General features: G+C 55.7%; 20 protein-coding genes. 7 read left to right on the forward strand and 13 right to left on the reverse strand.

Annotated elements, in window-relative coordinates; translation table 11 throughout:
* Positions 1-8: 8 nt before the first annotated feature.
* Positions 9-1778: a GspE/PulE family protein gene (locus tag SD69_RS17360; RefSeq protein WP_041524220.1), complete on the reverse strand. Its 1770-nt coding sequence runs from the start codon at positions 1776-1778 to the stop codon at positions 9-11.
* Between the two features lie 164 nt (positions 1779-1942).
* Here SD69_RS17360 and SD69_RS17365 point away from each other — a divergent pair, with 164 nt between their 5' ends.
* The 5 genes from SD69_RS17365 (at position 1943) to ilvD (ending at position 8541) form a co-directional block, all read left to right on the forward strand.
* Positions 1943-2623 carry a TIGR00153 family protein gene (locus tag SD69_RS17365; RefSeq protein WP_041524221.1) on the forward strand — a complete coding sequence of 227 codons (681 nt, stop codon included), beginning with the start codon at positions 1943-1945 and terminating at the stop codon, positions 2621-2623.
* A 55-nt stretch (positions 2624-2678) separates the two neighbouring features.
* Positions 2679-3953 carry an inorganic phosphate transporter gene (locus SD69_RS17370; RefSeq protein WP_041524222.1) on the forward strand — a complete coding sequence of 425 codons (1275 nt, stop codon included), beginning with the start codon at positions 2679-2681 and terminating at the stop codon, positions 3951-3953.
* Between the two features lie 103 nt (positions 3954-4056).
* Positions 4057-5247, forward strand: coding sequence for an acetylornithine deacetylase (gene argE, locus SD69_RS17375; protein WP_052481317.1), 1191 nt, complete (start codon positions 4057-4059; stop codon positions 5245-5247).
* A complete protein-coding gene (gene argA, locus SD69_RS17380; protein ID WP_232301234.1) occupies positions 5244-6563 on the forward strand; it encodes an amino-acid N-acetyltransferase in 1320 nt (439 codons plus the stop codon). The genes argE and argA overlap by 4 nt, the downstream gene beginning before the upstream one ends.
* A gap of 136 nt (positions 6564-6699) precedes the next feature.
* On the forward strand, positions 6700-8541 hold the full coding sequence (gene ilvD, locus SD69_RS17385) for a dihydroxy-acid dehydratase (RefSeq protein ID WP_041524223.1): 1842 nt from the start codon (positions 6700-6702) through the stop codon (positions 8539-8541).
* Between the two features lie 136 nt (positions 8542-8677).
* Here ilvD and SD69_RS17390 read toward each other — a convergent pair whose 3' ends face one another.
* From SD69_RS17390 to rppH, 11 genes are all read right to left on the reverse strand, one after another.
* Positions 8678-10078, reverse strand: a complete 1401-nt coding sequence (locus SD69_RS17390) for a tetratricopeptide repeat protein (protein WP_041524224.1) — start codon at positions 10076-10078, stop codon at positions 8678-8680.
* Between the two features lie 11 nt (positions 10079-10089).
* A complete protein-coding gene (locus SD69_RS17395) occupies positions 10090-10710 on the reverse strand; it encodes an energy transducer TonB (RefSeq protein WP_041524225.1) in 621 nt (206 codons plus the stop codon).
* A 6-nt stretch (positions 10711-10716) separates the two neighbouring features.
* A complete protein-coding gene (locus SD69_RS17400; protein WP_041524226.1) occupies positions 10717-11121 on the reverse strand; it encodes an ExbD/TolR family protein in 405 nt (134 codons plus the stop codon).
* Positions 11122-11160: 39 nt separating this feature from the next.
* Positions 11161-11688, reverse strand: a complete 528-nt coding sequence (locus SD69_RS17405) for a MotA/TolQ/ExbB proton channel family protein (RefSeq protein ID WP_041524227.1) — start codon at positions 11686-11688, stop codon at positions 11161-11163.
* Positions 11689-11699: 11 nt separating this feature from the next.
* Positions 11700-13085 carry a MotA/TolQ/ExbB proton channel family protein gene (locus tag SD69_RS17410; protein WP_041524228.1) on the reverse strand — a complete coding sequence of 462 codons (1386 nt, stop codon included), beginning with the start codon at positions 13083-13085 and terminating at the stop codon, positions 11700-11702.
* Positions 13082-13864, reverse strand: coding sequence for a DUF3450 domain-containing protein (locus SD69_RS17415; RefSeq protein ID WP_041524229.1), 783 nt, complete (start codon positions 13862-13864; stop codon positions 13082-13084). The genes SD69_RS17410 and SD69_RS17415 overlap by 4 nt, the downstream gene beginning before the upstream one ends.
* A gap of 280 nt (positions 13865-14144) precedes the next feature.
* Positions 14145-14654 (reverse strand): dihydrofolate reductase, encoded by a 510-nt coding sequence (locus SD69_RS17420; protein WP_041524230.1) that lies wholly within the window; start codon positions 14652-14654, stop codon positions 14145-14147.
* A 25-nt stretch (positions 14655-14679) separates the two neighbouring features.
* Positions 14680-15519 carry a thymidylate synthase gene (locus tag SD69_RS17425; RefSeq protein WP_041524231.1) on the reverse strand — a complete coding sequence of 280 codons (840 nt, stop codon included), beginning with the start codon at positions 15517-15519 and terminating at the stop codon, positions 14680-14682.
* Positions 15516-16337, reverse strand: coding sequence for a prolipoprotein diacylglyceryl transferase (gene lgt / locus SD69_RS17430; protein WP_041524994.1), 822 nt, complete (start codon positions 16335-16337; stop codon positions 15516-15518). The genes SD69_RS17425 and lgt overlap by 4 nt, the downstream gene beginning before the upstream one ends.
* An 80-nt stretch (positions 16338-16417) precedes the next feature.
* Positions 16418-18682, reverse strand: a complete 2265-nt coding sequence (ptsP, locus tag SD69_RS17435) for a phosphoenolpyruvate--protein phosphotransferase (protein WP_041524232.1) — start codon at positions 18680-18682, stop codon at positions 16418-16420.
* Between the two features lie 101 nt (positions 18683-18783).
* Positions 18784-19281, reverse strand: a complete 498-nt coding sequence (gene rppH / locus SD69_RS17440; protein WP_041524233.1) for an RNA pyrophosphohydrolase — start codon at positions 19279-19281, stop codon at positions 18784-18786.
* A 213-nt stretch (positions 19282-19494) separates the two neighbouring features.
* Here rppH and SD69_RS17445 point away from each other — a divergent pair, with 213 nt between their 5' ends.
* Together SD69_RS17445 and SD69_RS18275 are read left to right on the forward strand one after the other, a co-directional pair.
* Entirely contained in the window at positions 19495-20157 is a 663-nt protein-coding gene (locus SD69_RS17445; protein WP_041524234.1) for a histidinol-phosphatase, read from the forward strand.
* Positions 20154-21242, forward strand: coding sequence for an imelysin family protein (locus SD69_RS18275; protein WP_052481318.1), 1089 nt, complete (start codon positions 20154-20156; stop codon positions 21240-21242). The genes SD69_RS17445 and SD69_RS18275 overlap by 4 nt, the downstream gene beginning before the upstream one ends.
* On the opposite strand, the gene SD69_RS17455 is transcribed toward SD69_RS18275, so the two are convergent.
* Positions 21226-22422: a class I SAM-dependent rRNA methyltransferase gene (locus SD69_RS17455; RefSeq protein ID WP_041524235.1), complete on the reverse strand. Its 1197-nt coding sequence runs from the start codon at positions 22420-22422 to the stop codon at positions 21226-21228. The two genes, SD69_RS18275 and SD69_RS17455, sit on opposite strands and share 17 nt — an antisense overlap.
* Positions 22423-22424 lie beyond the last annotated feature (2 nt).

Consider the following 22424-nt stretch of genomic DNA (forward strand, 5'->3'; position numbering starts at 1 on the left):
CTAATGTTTTAATTTGACTGCGGCGGGGCGACTCGCAGCACCTCTTCCAGGGTGGTTAAACCGGCGGCAATTTTTTGCGCACCGGATAAACGCAATGTGCGCATCCCCTCGCGCATGGCCTGCTTGCGCAATGCTTGTAAATCGCACCCCTCGGTAATTAACTGTTTTAGGCTATCGGATAACACCAGAATCTCAAAAATTCCCTGGCGCCCCAGATAACCGGTATTGCGACATTCCAGGCATCCCACAGGGCGGTACACCACCTCGGGCATATTCACCTTCCAGGGCATCACCAACGCGCCCCACTCTTTTTGCGGAATCGTGCCCGGCTCTTTGCAGTGCGGGCACAGGGTACGCACCAAACGCTGAGCCATCACTCCGAGCAAGGTGGCGTTAATAAGGTACGCCGGCACCCCCAAATCTAACAGACGCGCCACGGTGGCGGGTGCGTCGTTGGTGTGTAACGTGGACAACACCAGGTGGCCGGTGAGCGCAGCCTGCACGGCCATTTGCGAGGTCTCCAGATCACGCATCTCGCCCACCATAATGATGTCCGGGTCCTGCCGCATTAAGGTGCGGATACCGGCGGCAAAATTGAGCTCGATTTTGTGGTGCACCTGAGTTTGGTTGAAGCTCTCTTCCACCATTTCGATGGGGTCTTCGATGGTGCTGACATTCACCTCGCTGGTGGCCAGCTTGCGCAGGGATGAGTAAAGCGTGGTGGTTTTACCCGAGCCGGTCGGGCCGGTCACCAGCACGATACCGTTGGGCTTGCTGGTCATGCCCTCCCAGCGGGCAAAGTCGTCGCCCACCAAGCCCAAATCGTGAAAGCTGCGCAACAGTACCTCGGGGTCAAAGATCCGCATCACGAGCTTTTCGCCAAACGCGGTAGGTAGGGTGGACAAGCGCAGCTCTACCTCACTGTCGTCACTGCGGCGGGTTTTGATGCGGCCGTCCTGGGGCTTGCGCTTCTCGGCGATGTTCATGCGTCCCAATACTTTAAAGCGGCTGGTCACCGCCATTGCCACCGATGCCGGCAGCTCGTAGACGTCGTGCAACACACCGTCGATACGAAAGCGGATACGCGCCACCTCACGGCGCGGCTCGATATGGATATCACTGGCGCGCTGATCGTAAGCATACTGTAACAACCAATCGACAATATTGACCACGTGTTTGTCGTCGGCATCCGGGTCACCCAGCGTTTTTAGCTCGACCAGCTGCTCAAAATTGGTCGCGCCGGAGCCCCCGGGGCCGCCACTGGCGCCCGAGACTGAGCGCGCCAAGGTATAAAACTCTATACTGAAGCGATCAATATCGGCCGGATTGGCAAACACTCGCCGCACCTGCCGACGAGCCACGTGCTCGACCTGGGGCTCCCAGCCGGCCACAAAAGGCTGGGCGCAGGCAATCACGACTTCGTCGGGAGTTACGTCAACGCACAGGATACTGTGGCGTTTAGCAAAAGCATAAGAGACCACCGAGGTCACTTGGGAGACGTCAATTTTGAGCGGATCGATATGCACGACTGGTAGCCCAGCGCGCTCGGCCAGCCAGTGGGTAAGGGTTTCACCGTCGAGCAGCTTGTTGGGGCGGGTTAGATCCTCAACCGACTGGCTGGCGATATACGCCAGAGGGTGCATAGCTGCTTGCTGGCGGTTGCGGTTGGCGCCTTGCAGCAGGTTGGCGTCTTCCTGGCTCATGCGGCCTTCGCTCACCAAATCATTCAGCAGCGAGCGCAAATCCAGCACCCGGTCAGTCGCTACCTTTTGCGTCATACCTTACTCCATCAACCTACGTGTCAGCGCCGATTGTAGCCTGCATCGGCGCCGGGCGTCACGGCGGCGTGCCGCTCAAGCTGAAGACAAATATGCCTTAACGGGTGACCTGACGCACAGATATTTTTATACTGCGCGCTCATTTTACGGAAGGAAGACATTCTATGGCCCTTGGTAATCCATTTTCCAACATGTTTGGACGCTCGCCCATTAAGCCGATGCAAGAGCATATGGCCGTGGCCGTCAACGCCTCAAGCAAGCTGGTGAGCTTTTTTGAAGCCGTCATTAACGACGACTGGGAGCAGGCTCGCGCCACCCAGGAAGCCATTGTTGAGCTGGAGCATCAGGCAGATGACATGAAAAAGCAGCTGCGCCTGCACCTGCCTAAAAGCCTGTTTTTACCGGTACCGCGCACTGACCTGTTGGAGCTTTTGAGCATGCAGGATCGCATCGCCAATAAAGCGCAGGACATCGCTGGTATTATGTTAGGGCGAAAAATGCGTATTCCTGCCTCACTGCAACAGCTGTTTATCGACTTTGTACAGTCCGGCCAGCGCACCGCCGAGCAAGCGCTCACAGCCATCAACGAGCTCGACGAGTTGCTCGAGGCCGGTTTCAGTGGCCGCGAGCTGACACTGGTGGAAGATATGATTGAAAAACTCGACCAGTACGAGCGTCAAAATGACAGCCTACAAGTCGAAATCCGCTCGGCGCTGTTTAAACTTGAATCTGAGTGGCCTCCCGTCGACGTGATGTTCCTGTATCAGGTCATCGACTGGATTGGCGATTTGGCTGACCGCGCCCAAGCCGTGGGTAGCCGTCTACATTTGCTGCTGGCGCGCTAACATGCGGCGGTACGCCGCCTGAATTTGCACCAATAAAACGACTGGGGATACACACATGACCGTTATTGCAGAATACGGCCAGATTCTACTCATACTTGCCTGCGTGTTTGGTTTTTTTATGGCCTGGGGGGTCGGCGCCAACGATGTCGCCAACGCCATGGGCACATCGGTTGGCTCTAAAGCACTGACCATTAAACAGGCGATTGTGATCGCCATGATCTTTGAATTTTTGGGGGCTTACCTCGCCGGTGGGGCGGTTACCTCTACCATTCGCAAGGGAATTGTCGACCCGGCGGTGATGGCAGGCTCGCCGGAGCTATTGGTATACGGGATGCTATCGGCCCTTCTGGCCGCGGGCACCTGGCTGATGATCGCCAGTATTGTGGGCTGGCCAGTCTCCACCACCCACTCCATCGTCGGGGCCATCGTCGGCTTTGCGGCCGTGGGAATATCGGTCGAAGCAGTGGCCTGGGGCAAGGTAATGTCCATTGTCGCCAGTTGGGTGGTGTCACCTGTGCTCGCCGGCACCATCGCATTTTTTATCTTCCGCTCTGTGCAGCGGCTGATTCTCAACACCGAAGACCCATTCGCGTCCGCCAAACGCTACATTCCTTTTTATATGTTTGCCGTTGGCTTTTTAATTGCGATGGTAACAATCCTGAAGGGCCTAAAGCATGTTTTTAAAGACTCCGGGCTCGACTTAAACTTCGTTCAAAGTGCGGGTATCGCGGCCATCGTCGGCTGCCTGGTAGCGGCCGTGGGGATTTATTTTCTTAGAAAAATCAAACGTGATGAAGCCAGCGAAGCGGGCAATCGTTTTGCCAGTGTCGAGCGTCTGTTTGCCATCTTAATGGTCTTCACCGCCTGTGCGATGGCTTTTGCCCACGGCTCTAACGACGTAGCCAACGCGGTAGGGCCGTTAGCGGCCATCATCAACGTCATTAAAACGGGCGGCATCGAGGCCAAATCCGTTATGCCCAGCTGGGTGCTGCTGATCGGTGGCGCGGGCATCGTTATTGGCCTTGCCACTTACGGCTTTAAAGTAATGGCCACCATCGGCAAAAAAATCACCGAACTCACCCCTAGCCGCGGCTTTGCCGCCGAGCTGGCCGCCGCCGCCACAGTGGTACTGGCTTCGGGCACTGGGTTGCCTATCTCGACCACACACACGCTGGTGGGGGCGGTACTGGGTGTGGGTATGGCACGTGGCATCGGCGCGCTTAACCTGCGCGTGGTGGGCTCTATCTTTATGTCTTGGGTGGTGACCCTACCGGCCGGTGCCGGCCTCGCCATTTTGTTCTTCTTTATGTTCAAGGGCATGTTCAGTTAATTGCACCTATTAACGGCCCACCAGAAGAGCCCGCGATAGCGGGCTCTTCTGCGTTTAGGCTAGCTGTATTACACTCTCGACTCATACTTCGAGAGCCCCCTCCATGACGTTTGATTTAAAGCGCTACACACAAACACTGGCTCGCCTGGTGGCTCAGCCATCGGTCAGCTGCGCACTGCCCCAATGGGACACCAGCAATAAAGCGGTGATTGACCAACTAGCCGAGGATTTTGCGGCGCTTGGATTCCAAACCGATATCATTGCCGTACCCGGGCATCCGGGTAAGTACAATTTATTGGCGACCTTAGGCCGTGGTGAGGGCGGCTTAGTGTTCGCCGGCCACAGTGATACCGTGCCCTACGATGCAGACCAGTGGAGCTCAGACCCTTTCACACTGACCGAGCGCGAGGGCAAGTTATACGGTTTGGGTGCAACCGACATGAAGGGGTTCTTCCCCGCGGTTATGGAAGCGGTGCGCGATATAGACCCGAGCCAATTGCACGCGCCCATTGTGGTACTCGCCACCGCCGATGAAGAGAGCAGCATGAGCGGTGCCCGGGCACTGCTGGATGCTGGCGTAGCGCCGGGGCGCTACGCGGTAGTGGGTGAGCCCACCGGCATGCGCCCCATCAATATGCACAAAGGCATTCTGATGGAGTCCATCCGGGTACTGGGTAAGAGCGGCCATTCGTCCAATCCGGCGCTGGGCAATAGCGCCCTAGAGGCCATGCATGAAGTCACCTCAGAGCTGGTTCAATACCGCGGCGAGCTGCAACAGCGCTTTCATAACCCAGGCTTTGCCGTGGCCGTACCCACCCTAAATTTAGGCTGTATCCACGGCGGCGACGGTGCCAATCGCATCTGTGGCGAATGTGAGCTGCACTTTGATTTGCGCTCGGTACCCGGCATGCACAACGATGAACTGCGCCATGAAATCAACCGCCGGCTGGTACCCATCGCCGAACGTCGCAAGATTGATATTGTGTTCTCGACCTTATTTGAGGGCGTCGACCCACTGTTGCAGCCAAGAGAGAGTGAGCTGGTGCGCGCCTGTGAAAAACTCACCGGCGCCAGCGCCGAGGCCGTAGGCTTTGCCACCGAGGCACCCTTTTACCGACAGCTGGATATGCAGGCCGTCGTGATGGGGCCCGGTTCGATCGACCAAGCCCACCAACCGGATGAATTTATTGCCATCGAACAATTAGCACCAGCTATTGACGTACTGCGCTCGCTTATCCATCATTTTTGTATCAGTTCAGCGGCCACGGCCAGCAACCACAAGGGCACAACATGAGTGTGAGCAACATACAGGACTACGTAAAATGGTTTCGCCATTCGTCGCCCTACATCAACGCCCACCGCGGCAAAACCTTTGTGGTCATGCTGCCAGGCGAAGCGCTTACCCATGGAAACTTTGGGCATATCATTCACGACCTGGCGCTGCTATCGAGCCTGGGGGTGCGGCTAGTGCTGGTCCACGGCGCGCGGCCACAAATCGATCTGCGTTTAGCGAGCGAGCAGCGAGCGACTGAATTTCATCGTAATTTGCGTATTACCGATAGCGAATCGCTGCAAGGCGTACTGCAGGCCATTGGCGAGGCCCGTATCACCATGGAGGCGGCGCTGTCTACCGGCTTACCCAACTCTCCCATGCACGGAGCGCGGATCGAGGTCGCCAGCGGCAATTACGTGGCGGCCATGCCCCACGGCGTGATCGAAGGGGTCGACTTGCAGCACACAGGTAAGGTACGCCGCATCAACGTCGCACAGCTAACCCGTGCGCTGGACGCCGGCGCAATCGCATTGCTATCGCCCCTCGGCTACTCTGCGACCGGTGAAGTGTTTAACCTGACTTACACCGACGTGGCCACCCAAGCTGCCATCGCGCTAAAAGCCGACAAACTGCTGGCCTACTGTGATACCGACGGTGTCGCCGGCGCCGATGGGCGCCTAATTCGCCAGTTTACGCTGGCGCAATGCAAGCAACACTTAGCGGAGCAGACAGGTCAGGCAAGCGAGCTGGCCCAGCTTGCCCTCGAGAGCGCCTACCTTAGCTGCTTACAAGGGGTGCAACGCGCCCAGCTGGTTAACTACACCACCGACGGGGCGCTACTGGCCGAGCTATTCACCCGCGATGGTCAGGGCACCATGGTGTACTCCGGCCATTACGAGCAACTGCGGGGCGCCACCATCGACGATGTCGGCGGTATTTTGGGGCTAATAGAACCGCTCGAAGCCGAAGGTATTCTGGTGCGGCGCTCGCGCGAGCTGCTCGAGACAGAAATCGCCAAATTTAATGTCCTGGAAAAAGACGGCACTATTATCGCCTGCGCCGCTGTCTACCCCTATGGGCAGATCGCCGAGTTGGCCTGCGTGGCCACCCATCCGGAATACCGCAAAGGGGGCCGGGCCTCACAGCTGTTAGAGCAGCTGGAACGGCGGGCCCGGGACGGCGGCATCGAAACACTGTTTGTCTTAACCACACAAACCGCTCACTGGTTTTTAGAGCACGGCTTTGTACCCGGCGCCATCAGCGATTTACCCCTCGAGCGGCAATCCATGTACAACTACCAGCGCGGCTCTAAGGTGTTCATCAAAGACATTTGCTGATCGCTTAAGCCTGCCAAATCGACCGCGCCGCCTGACCTTACGGCACCATTCTGTTATCCTTGCCGGTTACAATTTATCCGGTTCCCGGCGCGCCTCGCACCGGGAACCTTACTTGATAGTGTTAAACGGGGTATTTATGCCAACCTATCGCTCCAGAACCACCACCGCTGGCCGTAACATGGCCGGCGCCCGCGCCCTGTGGCGCGCCACCGGCATGAAAGATGATGACTTTCAAAAGCCGATTATCGCCATCGCCAACTCGTTTACGCAGTTTGTGCCGGGCCATGTGCACCTCAAAGATATGGGTCAACTGGTTGCGCGCGAGGTGGAAAAGGCCGGCGGCGTCGCCAAAGAATTCAACACCATCGCGGTCGATGACGGTATCGCCATGGGTCACGACGGCATGCTCTACTCGCTGCCCTCTCGCGACATTATCGCCGACTCAGTCGAGTACATGGTGAATGCCCACTGTGCCGACGCGCTGGTGTGTATCTCTAACTGTGACAAAATCACTCCTGGCATGCTGATGGCGGCCATGCGCCTTAACGTACCGGTGATTTTTGTTTCTGGTGGCCCCATGGAAGCCGGTAAAACCAAGCTGCTCGATCACGGTTTAGATCTGATCGATGCTATGGTGATGGCCGCTGACGACAGTGTCGATGACGAGACCCTCTCTGAGGTTGAGCGCAGCGCCTGCCCCACCTGCGGCTCTTGCTCTGGGATGTTTACCGCCAACTCCATGAACTGCCTGACCGAGGCTCTGGGTTTATCTCTGCCCGGCAACGGTACCATTGTGGCGACCCATGCCGACCGCGAAAAGCTGTTTAAACGCGCCGGCCATCGCATTGTCGAGCTGGCCAAGCGCTACTACGAAGGCGACGAAGAGCACTTACTGCCCCGCGCGATTGGCTCCAAGGCAGCCTTTGGTAATGCCATGGCACTGGATATCGCCATGGGCGGATCCACCAACACCATTTTGCACCTATTGGCTGCCGCGCAAGAGGCGGAGCTGGACTTTGGCATGAGCGATATCGACCGCATCTCGCGCGAGGTACCCCAGCTGTGTAAAGTGGCCCCCAACACGCAGCAATATCATATCGAAGACGTTCACCGAGCCGGCGGTGTCATGGGTATTTTGGGTGAACTCGACCGCGCCGGTGTGCTCGACACCTCGGTTCCCACAGTCTACGGCGATACCCTAAAAGAAGCGCTGGACGAATGGGACATCATGCGCAACCCATCTGACGAGGTCGTAGAGTTCTTTAAAGCCGGCCCCGGCGGCGTCCCCACCCAGGTGGCCTTCTCTCAGGCGGCGCGTTGGCCAAGCCTCGATGGCGACCGAGCCACCGGCTGTATCCGCTCGCTGGAGCACGCCTTCTCGACGGAAGGGGGGCTTGCGGTACTGTATGGCAATATCGCCGAAGACGGCTGCGTGGTCAAAACCGCTGGCGTAGATGATTCTATTTTGGTGTTTGAAGGCCCCGCCCATGTGGTTGAAAGCCAAGAGCAGGCGGTAGAAGACGTGCTGAATGGCACCGTAAAGGCCGGCAACGTGGTGATTATTCGCTACGAGGGCCCCCGCGGTGGACCAGGCATGCAAGAGATGCTCTACCCTACCAGCTACCTCAAATCGAAAGGTTTGGGTAAAGCCTGTGCCCTGCTAACGGATGGGCGTTTCTCGGGAGGCACGTCGGGCTTATCTATTGGCCATGCCTCGCCGGAGGCCGCCGCCGGCGGTGCTATCGGCCTGGTAGAAACGGGCGACATCATTCGCATTGACATTCCCGAGCGCTCGATCAACGTGCAAATCAGCTTGCGCGAGCTACACGATCGCCGCGAGCGCATGGAGCACCGCGACAACCCGTGGAAGCCTGTGGAGAATCGCCCACGAAAAGTCAGCGCCTCGCTTAAAGCTTACGCCAAGCTCACAACCAGCGCCGACAAAGGCGCCGTAAGAGACCTTAGCCTACTCGACTAAGCTTGTGCTTATCGGCTAGAACGACAAAAAGCCCGCAGGTGGTTAACCTGGCGGGCTTTTTTAGTGCGCTAACTTTCAACCATAAAAAAAGCCGGCATTTGCCGGCTTTTTTATACTGTAAGACAGGTCTACGAACTTAACTGTCTTTCAGTGCTTCCTGACGCTTTTTCTCGCTTTCCGCGTAGCTGGTCCACTGAGTGGCAAACTTACGGCTGCGCTCATCTTTTGCGGCTTTCTTAAAAGACTCGATGGCAGCATCAAAATTGTTGCGTGACAACTCAGCCTGACCAATGGTCAAGTGAACCGAATCCGGACGACTTAAACCACCCTTTTTCAGCGCGTTGTTACCGGCGGCAATGGCATCAGCAAATTGGTCGCGTGAAAACAACAGACGCGCCAAGTTAAAGTACAAATCACCATCTTCGGCCTTAGCGGCCGCACGCTTCATTTCGACCAGCGCTTTATCAGTCTCTTGCGCCAGACGCCAAGAGTTGGCCAGCAACTCTAAGTTCTTTGAGGTAGGCGCAACGATTTTATCTTCGTTAATGCCTTTATCTAAAACTTTTGCTGCTTTGTATGGCGCATCTTTATCAATAAAGCCGCCAGCCAAGGTACGCAACTGAGCTTCTTTTTTCAGCCCGCCCATAACGTACATGGAGTCCAGCGCACGATAGTAATCATCGATACGACCCAACTCGTAGTACAGGCCAACCAGCTGACGCCAGTAGCTCATCTTGGGGTAGTGACGCACCAACAGCTCAACAACTTCCAAGGTTGCCGGAAAGTCTTCACGGGTGTAGTAAACCGCCCGGGTAAAGCCCAACCACTCTTCCTTGGGGATCTTGCCAGCTGCTTCGTACTGACGAGAGGCTTCAAGCATGTTAGCCAGCGCTGCATCCATATCGTCGTTGGCGTAGAACACCTGAGCGATTACGGCGTATTGCTCGGCCGAAATGCTGGTGACCATCTTGCTCCAGCGCTTAAGGTAGTTCAGCGCTTTTTGCGGCTGATCTTCCTGACTGTATAGCTGCGCCAAGGTATAAAGATACTGAGCTTCGGTACCTACCGGTAAGTTCGGGCTCTGCGCAATTACATTCTCAAAACTCTCGATCGTTTTCTCGGTGTTTTCGAGGTTGTAATAGATAGAGCCGTAGTAGGTGTAAACCATGACTTTTTCATAAGGGTTGTAATCACCCAAATCTTCGGCCATTTCGTTGACGATCTGCAGTGCTCTGCGCGGATCCGATTTGGCGCCTTCGGCCACCGCCTCTTCACTGGGGTCAAGCGCTTCGCTGACCTCCTGCAAATCTTCAATAAAGCTCTGCGATAAACCCGGCAAGCGACGCGGATCAAGCTTTTGCGCCGCAGGCTGCATAGGTTGAGTATTTTGCGCCTGAGCACTACCGGCAATCAACAATGTTTGACTTGGCACCAGTTGGTACGCAACAAACCCTGTAACGGCTGGCGCTGCAAGCAGCGCCGAAGCCAACAGTGATTTTTTGAAGGTGCCTGAAATCATCGATTTTACATTCTTCATTTTCATCACCCTTATTGCGCAAGCTCAAATACAAAGCGGTTGCGAACACCCGGCACCTCAATAGGCGTACCGTCTACAACACGCGGCTTATACTTGAACTTCTCGGCCGCTTTAACGGCTGCTCGGTCAAAGATGCTGGTTGGGTCGCCATCTTTGTCGATGCCCTCGATCACCACAACGTCTTTGGTAGAGCCATTAATAGTTACCGTAAACTCAACCGTCACAAACCCTTCGATACCACGCTGAGCGGCGCGACGTGGGTACTGAGGTGCAACCTTCACAATTGGAAGATACTCACCGTCACCACCAATACCGCCAGCACTAACATTGATATCACTGCTCAAAGACGGAGCATCCATATTCAACCCTTCTGGGTTGATATCTGGCGACTCGAAATCCGGCTCCGGAATATCCGGCGGAGGCGTCTCAGGCGTCTCAGGCTTATCGGGTTTGGCCGTCTCGTAACGGGTTTCGATCTCGGTATCCGGCATACGGATATCCTCAATGCGAACCTGCTCTTCTTGCTCATCTGCCTGCAGATCAGAGTTGATCAACGAGTGCATCAGAAACAAAAGGCCGAGGGTCACGACCACCGCCAAAGCGGCAGCAATAATTACTCTTACAAGTTTCATAGCGGCCTATTTCTTAGCTGTGGAGACAGCGACGTTGCTCACATTCAACTGACGAGCAGTATCGGCAACCTCAGCTAACAATTTAACGTTAGCTTCGGCATCGGCCTGAATAACAACGGAGCCTCTCGGGTTGTCGGCAAGCAAACGCTCAATCTGCGCTCGCACCCCACGGGGATCAACCTGGTTCTTATCGATCCAGATTTCATCTTCGTCTGTGATAGCAATCAGGATGCTGGCGTTTTTCTTCTCGTCAGCCATGGTTGCTTCAGGACGCTCAACTTCGACCCCGGTCTCTTTAATAAATGTGGCAGTCACAATGAAGAAGATCAACATGATGAAAACCACATCGAGCATAGGGGTTAAATCGATCGCCCCGGTCTGATCGTCTTCAGATTCGTTTTTCCTGCTCATGACAAATCTCTTATTACTGGTTGATACGACGTGCCAGCCTTAGTGATCCATTGTCAGGTGATCGGCAAACAACTGATTTTCACGCTCGGCAATTCGTGTGAGGTAGGTGTTGGCAAACAAGCCTGACAGTGCAGCAACCATGCCCGCCATTGTCGGGATTGTCGCTTTAGATACACCGCCTGCCATTTCTTTGGCATCACCACCACCGGTCATTGCGAGAACGTTAAACACTTCAATCATACCGGTAACCGTACCCAGCAGACCGAGCAGAGGACACAAGCTCACCATAGTGGCGATCATGTCCATATTGGTATTAACCTTTAGCTCGACCTTAGAAATCAGCGCCAAACGAATTTGGTGGGCATTCCAGGATTTACGCTCACTGCGCGCCTCCCAAATATCCAAAGACTTTTGAAGGTCGCCTTTTAGACCACCTTTGAAATACCACACCCGCTCAAAAATCAGGGTCCACATGACAAAGGTAAGGGCGGCAATGAACAACAGTACCATACCGCCCTGATCCAAAAAGGCTCTAATGGCTGCGATAGCTTCCATTAATGCCAGCATGCTTCAATCTCCTACTTGCGTTCTGCGTTTTCGGCGATGATACCTGCCGATTGTTCTTCAAGAACATGAATAACACGCTTAGCACGGCCATTAACCACGGTGTGGATCAGCACCACAGGAATCGCTACTAACAGACCCCAAACCGTTGTGATCAATGCAGAGGAGATACCGCCTGCCATGTTTTTCGGATCGCCCGCACCGAAGATAGTGATCGCCTGGAAGGTCAAGATCATACCGGTAACGGTACCCAACAGACCCATCAGAGGTGCAACCGCAGCAATAATCTTCAGAATAGCCAGGCCGCTTTCGATCTTCGGACGCTCTTTCAACACAGCCTCTTCGAGCTTCAACTCGAGAGTTTCGGTGTCAGCGTTTGGATTTTCTTCCGCCGCTTTCAACACACGACCCAGTGGGTTGTTGGTGTTAGCTTTGTCAGACTTCAGCTGGCTGCTTACCTTGGCGCTTACAGCGAACAGGTAAATGATGCGCCACAGGCCGATCAACAGACCAAGGGCACCAACCGCCATAATCGCGTAACCAACCACACCACCTTGAGTCAGCAGACGCTCTTTCCAGGTCGGGCTGTTAATCAGCGCGCCCAGCAGAGTACCGCCAGTAGGACCAGTGGGGTCAAGACCGACACCAACCAAGCCAGAGGTAGCGTTTTGCAGCTCAGAAGCCGCATCCAGGTAGTTACCGTCAGGCTGACGAATCAGCTCTTCCATTTTTGCGCCGTCGGCAACGTAGTTCAGGTACTTACCCTCAGACAGCAGGTTGTAAGAACCAACACGAACCACTTCTTGCTCGGCGTTTTCGCCGTTAGGCTTGATGACGGTACCGGTAAAGGTTACTACGCGGCCGCTCTCAACCATTTGACGCTGCTGCTCGTACCACAGACGCTCGATCTCTTCGATGCTAGGCAAACGAGTGTTCGAGTTCATTTTGTCGATCAGCTCGGCCAGGAAGTCACCACGATTCGGGTATTGCGCCGAAATCAGTGAGGTCTGCAAGGTAGAGCGAAGATCGCCAGCGGTAGAGGTCAGGTGACCAAACAGCTCACGCAGTGAACCCAAGCGCTCGTTAAACTGTTGACGTTTTGCGTCTACATCTAACTCTTGCTCAGAGTGAGTTTCTTCCAAACGCTCAGAGCGGCGCTCTTCAGCTGCCAGAGTATCCTGGGCTTGCTTCAGCAGGCTCGCTTGATTGTTTTTCTCACGGGTAAATTGTTGCTCGCGCTTGCGGTGCTCGGCCGTTTCAGCCACGCGCGAATCTTTTACCATGTTCAGCAGCTCATCCAGGCTTGCCGCCTGATCGCTTTCTTGTGCCATTACAGCACTGGTGCTCATTAAGCCGGCAGCCATTACTACCAGACAGCGTTTTGCAAACTTCATTTTCATTTTGCTGCCTCCGGTGCTTGGACAGGTACAAACATGATGTCTTTAGAGGCTTCGTTACGCGCGATGCGCAAGCCTTTCAAAATAGTGCCGCGATAAGAGTTATCCAGCTCAACCCAAGCGCCCTGAGTAGGATCCCAGGCACCTGATGATTCGGTATCGGTAGTCTGATACATCAGAGATACACGGCCGATGCGCAAAATGTTTACTTCGCGCTCCTGGCCACCTACGTCCAGAGTATCGCGGTACGCTTCGATGAAGCGGCCGTAATCACTTTCGATCTTGTAGGCTTCCAGAACTTGACGGAATTTTTCAGCAACTGAAATATCGGCACGATCCTGATTGTTACGCAGCATTTCGATACGGGCCAGACGCTCATCCATTTTGAATGGCTTATCCAGCTTAACGAACTGCTCAAGCGCGTCCAGCATGCGCATTACCAAAGGCTGAATACGACGCTCGATAACCGTTACGTTCTCGATTGAGGCATCCAGATCTTTAATAACAGCTAACTGAGCCGCAATTTGCTTCTCTAATTGGCTGTTGTATACACGCATGTCTTCGATTTGCTTGTTGACTTGCTTGAACTGAATCAGCAAATCCTCAGTTTCCTGAGACAAACGATCGATACGTTTTTGAGAATCTCGCGCCAAAGTAGTTTTGKCCTGACTTACCTGAAGGATTTCATCCAGGGTTTGATCTGCCAAGGCCACGCTACCCACTAGCGCGCTGGCAGAAAGCACAGTGGTCAGAGCCACGGCTTTCAATCGCTGCTTTTTCATATTTCCCCCAACTCGGGTGCTTGCAATCAGGTTATATGCGACAGAGTGCTGCCACAGACACATAATCCACGAATACCTCTTTCGAGGCAGCTTAAGAACGCAGCATTGTAATAAGAGCGTTCCTCTACATTCAATGCTTTATCCAAATGGTATTGCACATGTGTACATCGGTATCAGACGGGTAACACTTTACCGCACCACAGCTGAGCACCAGTAACACATGATCATTTTTTGATCTGAACTAGGTTGCAAAACCTACCAATCTTATACAGTTTAATTATTAAGAATCGGTGTCAGAGCATGACTCCAAAATTAAAAAACGATGACGCAACGGAGCCCCTGCGTCACCCTCCTGCCGGGATACCTCCCGCCAATGCTCGGCGGGCAGCTCAGGGAAGAACGCATCGGCCCCCTCTACCCGCACATCAATCTCGGTCTTATAAAGACGGTCCACCAGCGGCAGTGCCGCACGGTATATTTGTTCGCCGCCAATAATAACAACCTCGTCGCCCTCGGCCTCGGCGCGCGCTAACGCGATCGCATCGGGTACACTGGCAACGCTCGCCACTCCCTCAGGGCCAGACCAGTTGGGATCGCGGGTAATCACGATATTGAGTCTACCCGGCAGCGGACGACCTATCGACTCATAGGTCTTGCGGCCCATCATAATGGGTTTACCCAAGGTAACGCTTTTAAAGTATTGTAAATCTGCCGGTAGATGCCAGGGCATTGCATTGCCCTTGCCGATCGCGTTGTCGTGGCCACAGGCCACTATCATGGCTACTTGCATCGGATGTACCTTACCTCCCGCCGGGTTAAACCGCTATGGGCGCTTTGATACGCGGGTACGGATCATAGCCCTCAAAACCAAAATCTTCGAGCTGATAGTCAAAGATCGATGCCGGCCGGCGGGCAATCGTTAGCTTAGGCAGTGCCTTCGGCTCGCGCGCAAGCTGCTCATAGACAATATCGTCGGTCAAATGATTGTGGTAGAGGTGACAATCGCCAAACGTATGGACAAAATCTCCCACCCCCAAACCACACTGCTGAGCAATCATGTGCGTTAACAGGGCGTAGCTGGCGATATTAAACGGGACACCCAAAAATAAGTCCGCGCTGCGCTGATACAACTGACAAGACAACTTGCCATCGGCCACATAAAATTGAAACAGAGTATGGCAGGCCGCCAACGCCATACGCCCGGCGGCGACATTGTCCTGAGGACTAACAGACTCATCGGGCAAATCGGCAGGGTTCCAGGCACTGACAATTAACCGGCGCGAAGTCGGCTTGGCTTTTATCTGGGCAATCACATCGCCAATCTGGTCGATGGTCGAGCCGTCGGGGCAGGCCCAGCTGCGCCACTGCTTGCCATAAACCGGCCCCAAATCGCCCTCGCTGCTAGCCCACTCGTTCCAGATTTTGCACCCGCGCTCCTGCAGCCACTGCACGTCAGTGCGCCCCTGCAAAAACCACAAAAGCTCGACAATAACACTTTTAAGGTGCACGGTTTTGGTGGTCACCAGCGGAAAGCCCTGATTTAAATCAAAGCGCAACTGCCGGCCAAACACCGAGCGTGTGCCGGTACCGGTACGGTCGCCACGGTCGGTGCCGTTATCGACCACATCTTGCATTAAATCCAAATACTGCTTCACGGGGCCTCCTTTTGCTCGGCAGGCGCTCTAGCGGCTCCGCTAAAGCGGTACGCGTAAATCAATAGCCCGATACCCAGGGCCGCCATCGGTAGACACAGTAGCTGGCCGCGGGTTACCCAGCCAAACAAATCAAACTGAATATGCTGGTCCGGCTCGCGAGCAAACTCTGCGATGACCCGGAAGACGGCATAACCGATTAAAAACACACCGCTAACCGCCGCGGTAGGGCGCGGCTTGCGCGAAAACCAATAGAGGAGAAAAAACAACGCCACACCCTCAAGGGCAAACTGATACAGCTGCGAAGGGTGGCGCGGCAGCTGCTCGGGATCTTGAGGAAACACCATGGCCCAAGGCAAGTCTGTCGGGCGCCCCCACAACTCCTGACCAATAAAATTACCCAGCCGACCAAAAGCCAGCCCCAGCGGCACCATAGGAGCCACAAAGTCGGTCAGACGCAAATAGGGAATACGAATCCGATGCGCGTAAAACAGCATGGCCAGCAGCACACCTATTAGCCCGCCATGGAAGGACATGCCGCCCTCCCAAATCCGAAACAACCATAGCGGGTCGCGCATCCAGGCATCAAAATGATAAAACACCACATAGCCAACCCGGCCGCCAATCACCACCCCAAAGGCGCCATAAGTAATAAGGTTTTCTACCTGGGCGGGCGTCACCGGTGAATCGGGCCGCTTTGCCCGGCGCATGGCAATCCACCAAGCCGAGGCAAACGCCGCTAAATACATCAGACCGTACCAGTGAACATCTAACGGGCCGATGGAGATAGCAACGGGGTCAAAATTAGGATGGGTGAGCATAGAGCGAGCGCCAGCTAAAAAAAGAGCGGCAATCATAACACCGCGTTTGTGTCAGATAAAACCGCCAGTCGGCGATACGCCTATGCGTCTATTTCCAGCGGTCGCACCACACGGTTAACCCCGGCCTCCAGCAACATCTGATCGATCCGGGCGCGCACCTGCTCGGCATCCACCAACCGCATCACATCGTCCAGTAGCGTCTCAGCCTGCTCTAAGTTAATCGCGCGGATCACAGATTTTACTTTGGGCAGGTTAGTGGCGTTCATCGACAGCACATCGTACCCCATGGCCATGAGCAAAATAGCCGCCCCCGGATCACCCGCCAGCTCGCCACAAATACCGACACTCACCCCCTGGGTGTGACCATCGGTTACCACCTGCTGCAAGGCGCGCAGCACCGCCGGATGAAACGCCTGATACTGATCGGCCACCCGGGCGTTGTTTCGATCAACCGCCAGCAAGTACTGAGTAAGGTCATTGCTACCGACCGATAAAAAATCGACTCGGGCGGCCAGCTCTCGGGCCTGATACACCGCTGCCGGAACCTCAATCATCACCCCGAGCGGAGGCAGGTTAACCTCGTGCCCCTCCTCTACCAACTCGTGGTAGGCACGGTGGATAAGAGCCTTAGATTGCTCCAGCTCCGACACACTAGAAATCATCGGCAACAGAATACGCAGGTTATCCAGCCCACTACTGGCTTTGATCATGGCGCGAATTTGCGCCAGAAATATCTCTGGGTGATCGAGCGTTACGCGAATGCCGCGCCACCCCAAAAACGGGTTATCCTCTTCGATCGGAAAATAGGGCAACGCTTTGTCACCGCCGATATCCAGCGTGCGCATGGTGACGGTATGGGGCGCAAACGCCTCCAGCTGCTCGCGGTAAATTACTCGCTGCTCCTCCTCTGAGGGGAAGCGATCGCGCAGTAAAAACGGCACCTCGGTGCGATACAAGCCAACCCCCTCGGCGCCACGCTCCAGCGAGCGCAGCACGTCAGCCATCAGGCCGGTGTTTACCCACAGGGGCAAGCGATACTTATCCAGAGTCTCACAGGGCAGGTCTTTTAGTGCCTCTAACCCTTTAACCAACTCCTGCTCTTCTTCGGCTATGGCGCGATACTGCTTGCGCAGTGGCTCGCTGGGGKCACTGTAAACCACCCCTTTGTAGCCATCGACGATAACCGGCCGGCCATCCATACGGGTATAGGGTAAGTCTACCGCCCCCATCACCGTGGGGATGCCCATGGCGCGGGCGAGAATCGCCACATGGGAGTTACCCGACCCCTGTACCGACACCAGGCCCGCCAGCTTGTGCTCAGGTACCTCACCCAACATAGAGGCGGTCAACTCATCGCCAATTAACACCGTGTTGTCGGGGTAAATCTTGCAGCTTTGATTGGACTCTTGCAGGTAGGCCAGCACCCGGCGCCCTAAGTCGCGCACGTCCGTGGCGCGCTCGCGCAAATAAGCATCGGTCATTCCGGCAAAGTTATTCTCGTGCTCAAGAATAACTTCACTCCAGGCATAGGGCGCGCAGGTCCCCTCACGGATCTTGGCGGTCACCTCACCACCGAGCGAAGCGTCGTCCAGCATCGCCAGATACGCATCAAACAGGGCCCGCTCTTCGCGGTTTAGGCGTTCCTCTAGCTGTGCCCCCAGATCTTTGATGTCTTCGCGCACAGCGTTTAGGCAACGTTGAAAAAACGCCAATTCGGCTTCGACATCCTCACAGGGCTGGTAGGGCACACCTTTTAAATCAGCCAGCGGTGCCACCACCACCGATTCACCAATGGCAATACCGGGCGCACCCGACACCCCGGCAAAACGCGCCTGCGAGGCCGCTGCGCCAACCGCCACCATCGTGCCCGTCGCCTCGGCGTGGGCAATGACCCCAGCCAGCTGGGCCGACATGGTGACCAAAAAGGCCTCGTCGCCCTCATCAAACCGGCGCCGCTCGGACTGCTGCACCACCAGCACCCCCAGCACTTGGCGGTGATGAATAATGGGCACGCCCAAAAATGAGCTGAAGCGCTCCTCGCCGGTTTCGGGGAAGTATTGATAGGCGGGGTGGGTTTCGGCGTCTTCCAGGTTGACCGGCTCTTCACGCGTGACAACGCGCCCAACCAGCCCTTGTCCCGGCGCCATTCGCACCTGCCCCACGGCTTGCTGCTGCAAGCCCTCGGTCGCCATTAGCACGTACTCGTCGTTGGGGCCACGCAAGTACACCGAGCACACTTGTGTTTGCATAGCTCGTTTAACGCGCGAGACAATAATAGCCAGCGCCTTGGGAAGGTCGCGGGCGGCATTTACCTCTTGAACAATACTGCGCAACGAGTTCAGCATAGAATCCATTTAATTCTCAGTTATTAGTCACTCATAAGTGCTTCTTATAGGCACCAGCCTAGCCGATTGCGGTATAGCTGTCAGCGCGTAACCTGCGCCGCTTAGCCCACCACAAGTCGCTCAAGCTGGCTGTGCACCGGCGATAACTCTTTTAACGCCCGGCGGTAAACATCGCGTTTAAAGGCCACCACTTGCCCCAGCGGGTACCAATAGCTAACCCAGCGCCAGTCATCAAACTCGGCGCGCCCGCCATTTTCCAGGCACACCCGGGTATCATCGCTCTTAATCTTCAGTAAAAACCACTTTTGTTTTTGACCGATACACAAAGGCTGGGCATTTTGGCGTATCAAACGGTGCGGCAAACGATAGCGCAGCCAGCCTCGGGTACAAGCCAATACCTCGACATCGGCCTCGGTTAAACCCACCTCTTCACCCAACTCGCGAAAAAGCGCCTGCTCGGCACTCTCACCTTCATGTATGCCGCCCTGGGGAAATTGCCAGGCGTCTTGCCCCCCCACGCGCCGCGCCCAAAGCACCTGGCCCTGATCGTTGCTTAAAATAATCCCAACATTGGGGCGAAAGCCGTCGGCGTCAATCACATTAAATTCCTGTCGTTTCCATCTTCTTATTGCATGGCGGTGAAGCTTTGGTGCAGTGAAACTTTGGCATTGTTCCACAAAAAGACCTACCTCAGCAATTGAGGTTACACAAACCGGCGACGAATACCAAACCCGCCCTAAGCAACACGCTTGAGAGGTGCGCCCAGCGGCGCTATGCTAGCGCGCCAAAGACCGACAAATTAAGGATTCTCTGTGGCACTGGCCATCTTCGACCTCGATCACACCCTCATTCACGGCGATAGCGACCACAGCTGGGGCGAGTTTTTACTGACCCATAAGCTTGTCGACGAGCAGGCGTATCGCCAGCAAAACGACCAATTTTTTCAAGATTATCAAAACGCCTGCTTAGACATTGATGCCTACCTGCGCTTTGCCATGGCACCGCTCACGCAGTATAGCCCCGAGGAGCTCAGCCAGTGGCACGCCCGGTTTATGCGCGAATGCATAGAGCCCATTATGCTGCCCAAGGCACAGCAGCTACTGGCCGAGCACCGTGCACGAGGTGACTACCTGTTAATTATTACCGCCACCAACGGTTTTATCACCCGCCCCATTGCCGAGCACTTGGGCGTGGACGAAATTCTGGCAACAGACCCTGAAGTACAAGATGGGCGCTATACCGGTAATTATGTGGGCACGCCCTGCTTTGGCGCCGGTAAGGTTACCAATTTAGAGCGTTGGCTCGAGCGGCACCCTTACCCCTTGGATGAAAGCTATTTTTACAGCGATTCAATCAACGATTTACCACTGCTGGAGCAAGTGGGGCACCCAGTCGCTGTTAACCCTGACGAACGCCTGAGCGCCATTGCCGCCGAGCGCAGCTGGCCTGTCATGGACTTGCACGAGCCATCATGAAGCGCACACTGATAGTTATTGCCCTGCTAGCCGGGCTCTGCAGTTGCGGGCGCGACACCCCCACGGCCGAGCCCAGCGGCCATCCGCCGCAAAATACAGTCTCATCGCCCGGCAGCAACCTTGTGCCCAGCGATGTAGACAGCAAAATGCTGGCAACCAAAAGCCGCCAAGTTTGGGACGGCACTGGCCTACAACTGACCCAGTTCGCCAGCCGCTGTCGGGAGTTTGAGTCCGGCATCGGCCGGCTGCTTGAGACGACCAGCGAGCAAGCCCTGCGGAATGCTCAACAGCAATGGCGCCAACTGCACGGGGAGCTGCGCACACTGACCATCGCCACATCGCTTGCCGTCAGCAATCCGGGGCTGTTTTCCGCCCTGGCGCAAAGGCTTAGCGACATTGATGAGCAGCCCATCGCCGCCGGTTACCTCGACAGTGTTGCGGGCTACCCTAATAGCGGGCTAGTCAACGATATTACGTTGGACATTAACCGCGCCAATATGCGCCAGCAACACGGCCTCACTGCCGACAATGAAGCCAGCTTGGGTTTACATCCACTGGAGTTTATTTTATTTGGCGAGACTGGCCAGCGAGACGCCGGGGATTTTGTTCGGCAAACCGCTAGCACCCCCGAAGTCGCCAGCCTTAATCGCCCGCAAAACCGGCGACGGGATTACCTGGCGCTAACGGCAAAGTTATTGTGTGATGACAGCGAGCAACTTGCCGCCGACTGGCGCGACCACCACTCAGCGATTGCCGCTCCCTATTTTTCACTCACGGCAGAGGCGCGACTGCAGCTCTGGCAGCACGCTCTTGAGGCGGAGTTACAAGCACTGAGCAAACCTCGCAGCGCACACCACTGCGACTTCGCTCCTCACGGCTGCGATATTCTGTGGCGCTATCGCGGCTTACTCACGTTTATCGAGCGCGCCGCCCCGGCCGTACCAACGCTTGCTCGCGAGCAGCACGCGCCATGGCAACAGGCCGCCTCCAACCTGCAGCAGGCGCTTAATAGTGGGCCGCGCAACCGCGAGAGTCTCCAGCATGCCGCCACCGAACTGGCACAAGCCATTAGTGGCCAGAATTAAACACGCGGGTAAACACCGCCTTGAGATAATTGGTCTCGATAATAGCCGGGTGCACCGGGTGATCCGGCCCCTGACCACTAAAATGAATCAAGCGGGCATCGCGCCCGGCTTTTTGCGCGCTGGCGCGCACGATGTCGGTCAAGGTATCGGTGGCCAGGTGCATCGAGCACGAGGCAGACACCAGCAGGCCACCGTCGGCCAACAGCTTTAGCCCCAGCTCGTTAATGTGGCGGTAGGCGGCCTCCCCGGCTTTTTGATCTTTGCGGCGCTTAATAAACGCTGGCGGGTCGAGCACCACCACATCAAATTTAGCCCCTTCGGCCAGCAGCGCCTTCATTACATCAATGGCCTTACCCTGTCGGCCACTCACGCAATCTTGCACGCCGTTTAACTGAGCGTTGAGCTCGACGCCGGCGATGGCTTTAGCTGAGGCGTCGACACACACCACCTGCCCGGCCCCAGCGGTAGCGGCCTGCACCCCCCAACCACCGATGTACGAAAACACGTCGAGCACGCGCTTACCTTTAACCCACTGGCGCAGCTGGGCACGGCCTACGCGGTGATCAAAAAACCAACCGGTTTTTTGCCCCGACGCCACCGGCGCCACAAACCTAGTGTCGTTTTCGATCAACTCTACCTCATCGGGCACCTCGCCATAAGCTACTTCGGTATAGCGGGTTAAACCTTCCAGTTCGCGGGCGCTGTGATCGTTTGCCAAGAGTACGCCGGTGGGTTGCAACACTGCCACCAATTGCTCGACCACCAGCTCGCGCACCGCCTCCATCCCCGCCGAGGCTATTTGCACCACCAAATAATCGCCAAAACGGTCCACCACCAACCCCGGCAGCAAATCGCTGTCGCCAAAAATTAAGCGGTAATAGGGCTGATCAAACGCCTGCTCGCGCAGCGACAAAGCCTTGGTAAAGCGTGAGTGCAGTAGCGCCGCGTCTAACTGTGTCTCGTCGCGGCTAATCAGGCGGGCGCAAATTAAACTGGCAGGGTTAATAACGGCAACCCCTAACAGCTCCTCGCGCTTACTCAGTACGCGTACTTGCTGGCCTGGGCTAAACGCTTTTAGTGGGCTGCGCTGAACATCCACCTCGTTGCTGTAGATCCACAAGTGGCCGCGACGCAAACGTCGGTCGGTTTGAGGCTTGAGATAAAGGCTTGGCAGGCTCATGG

Source organism: Gilvimarinus agarilyticus (genome assembly GCF_000832015.1).
Classification (GTDB): Bacteria; Pseudomonadota; Gammaproteobacteria; order Pseudomonadales; family Cellvibrionaceae; genus Gilvimarinus; species Gilvimarinus agarilyticus.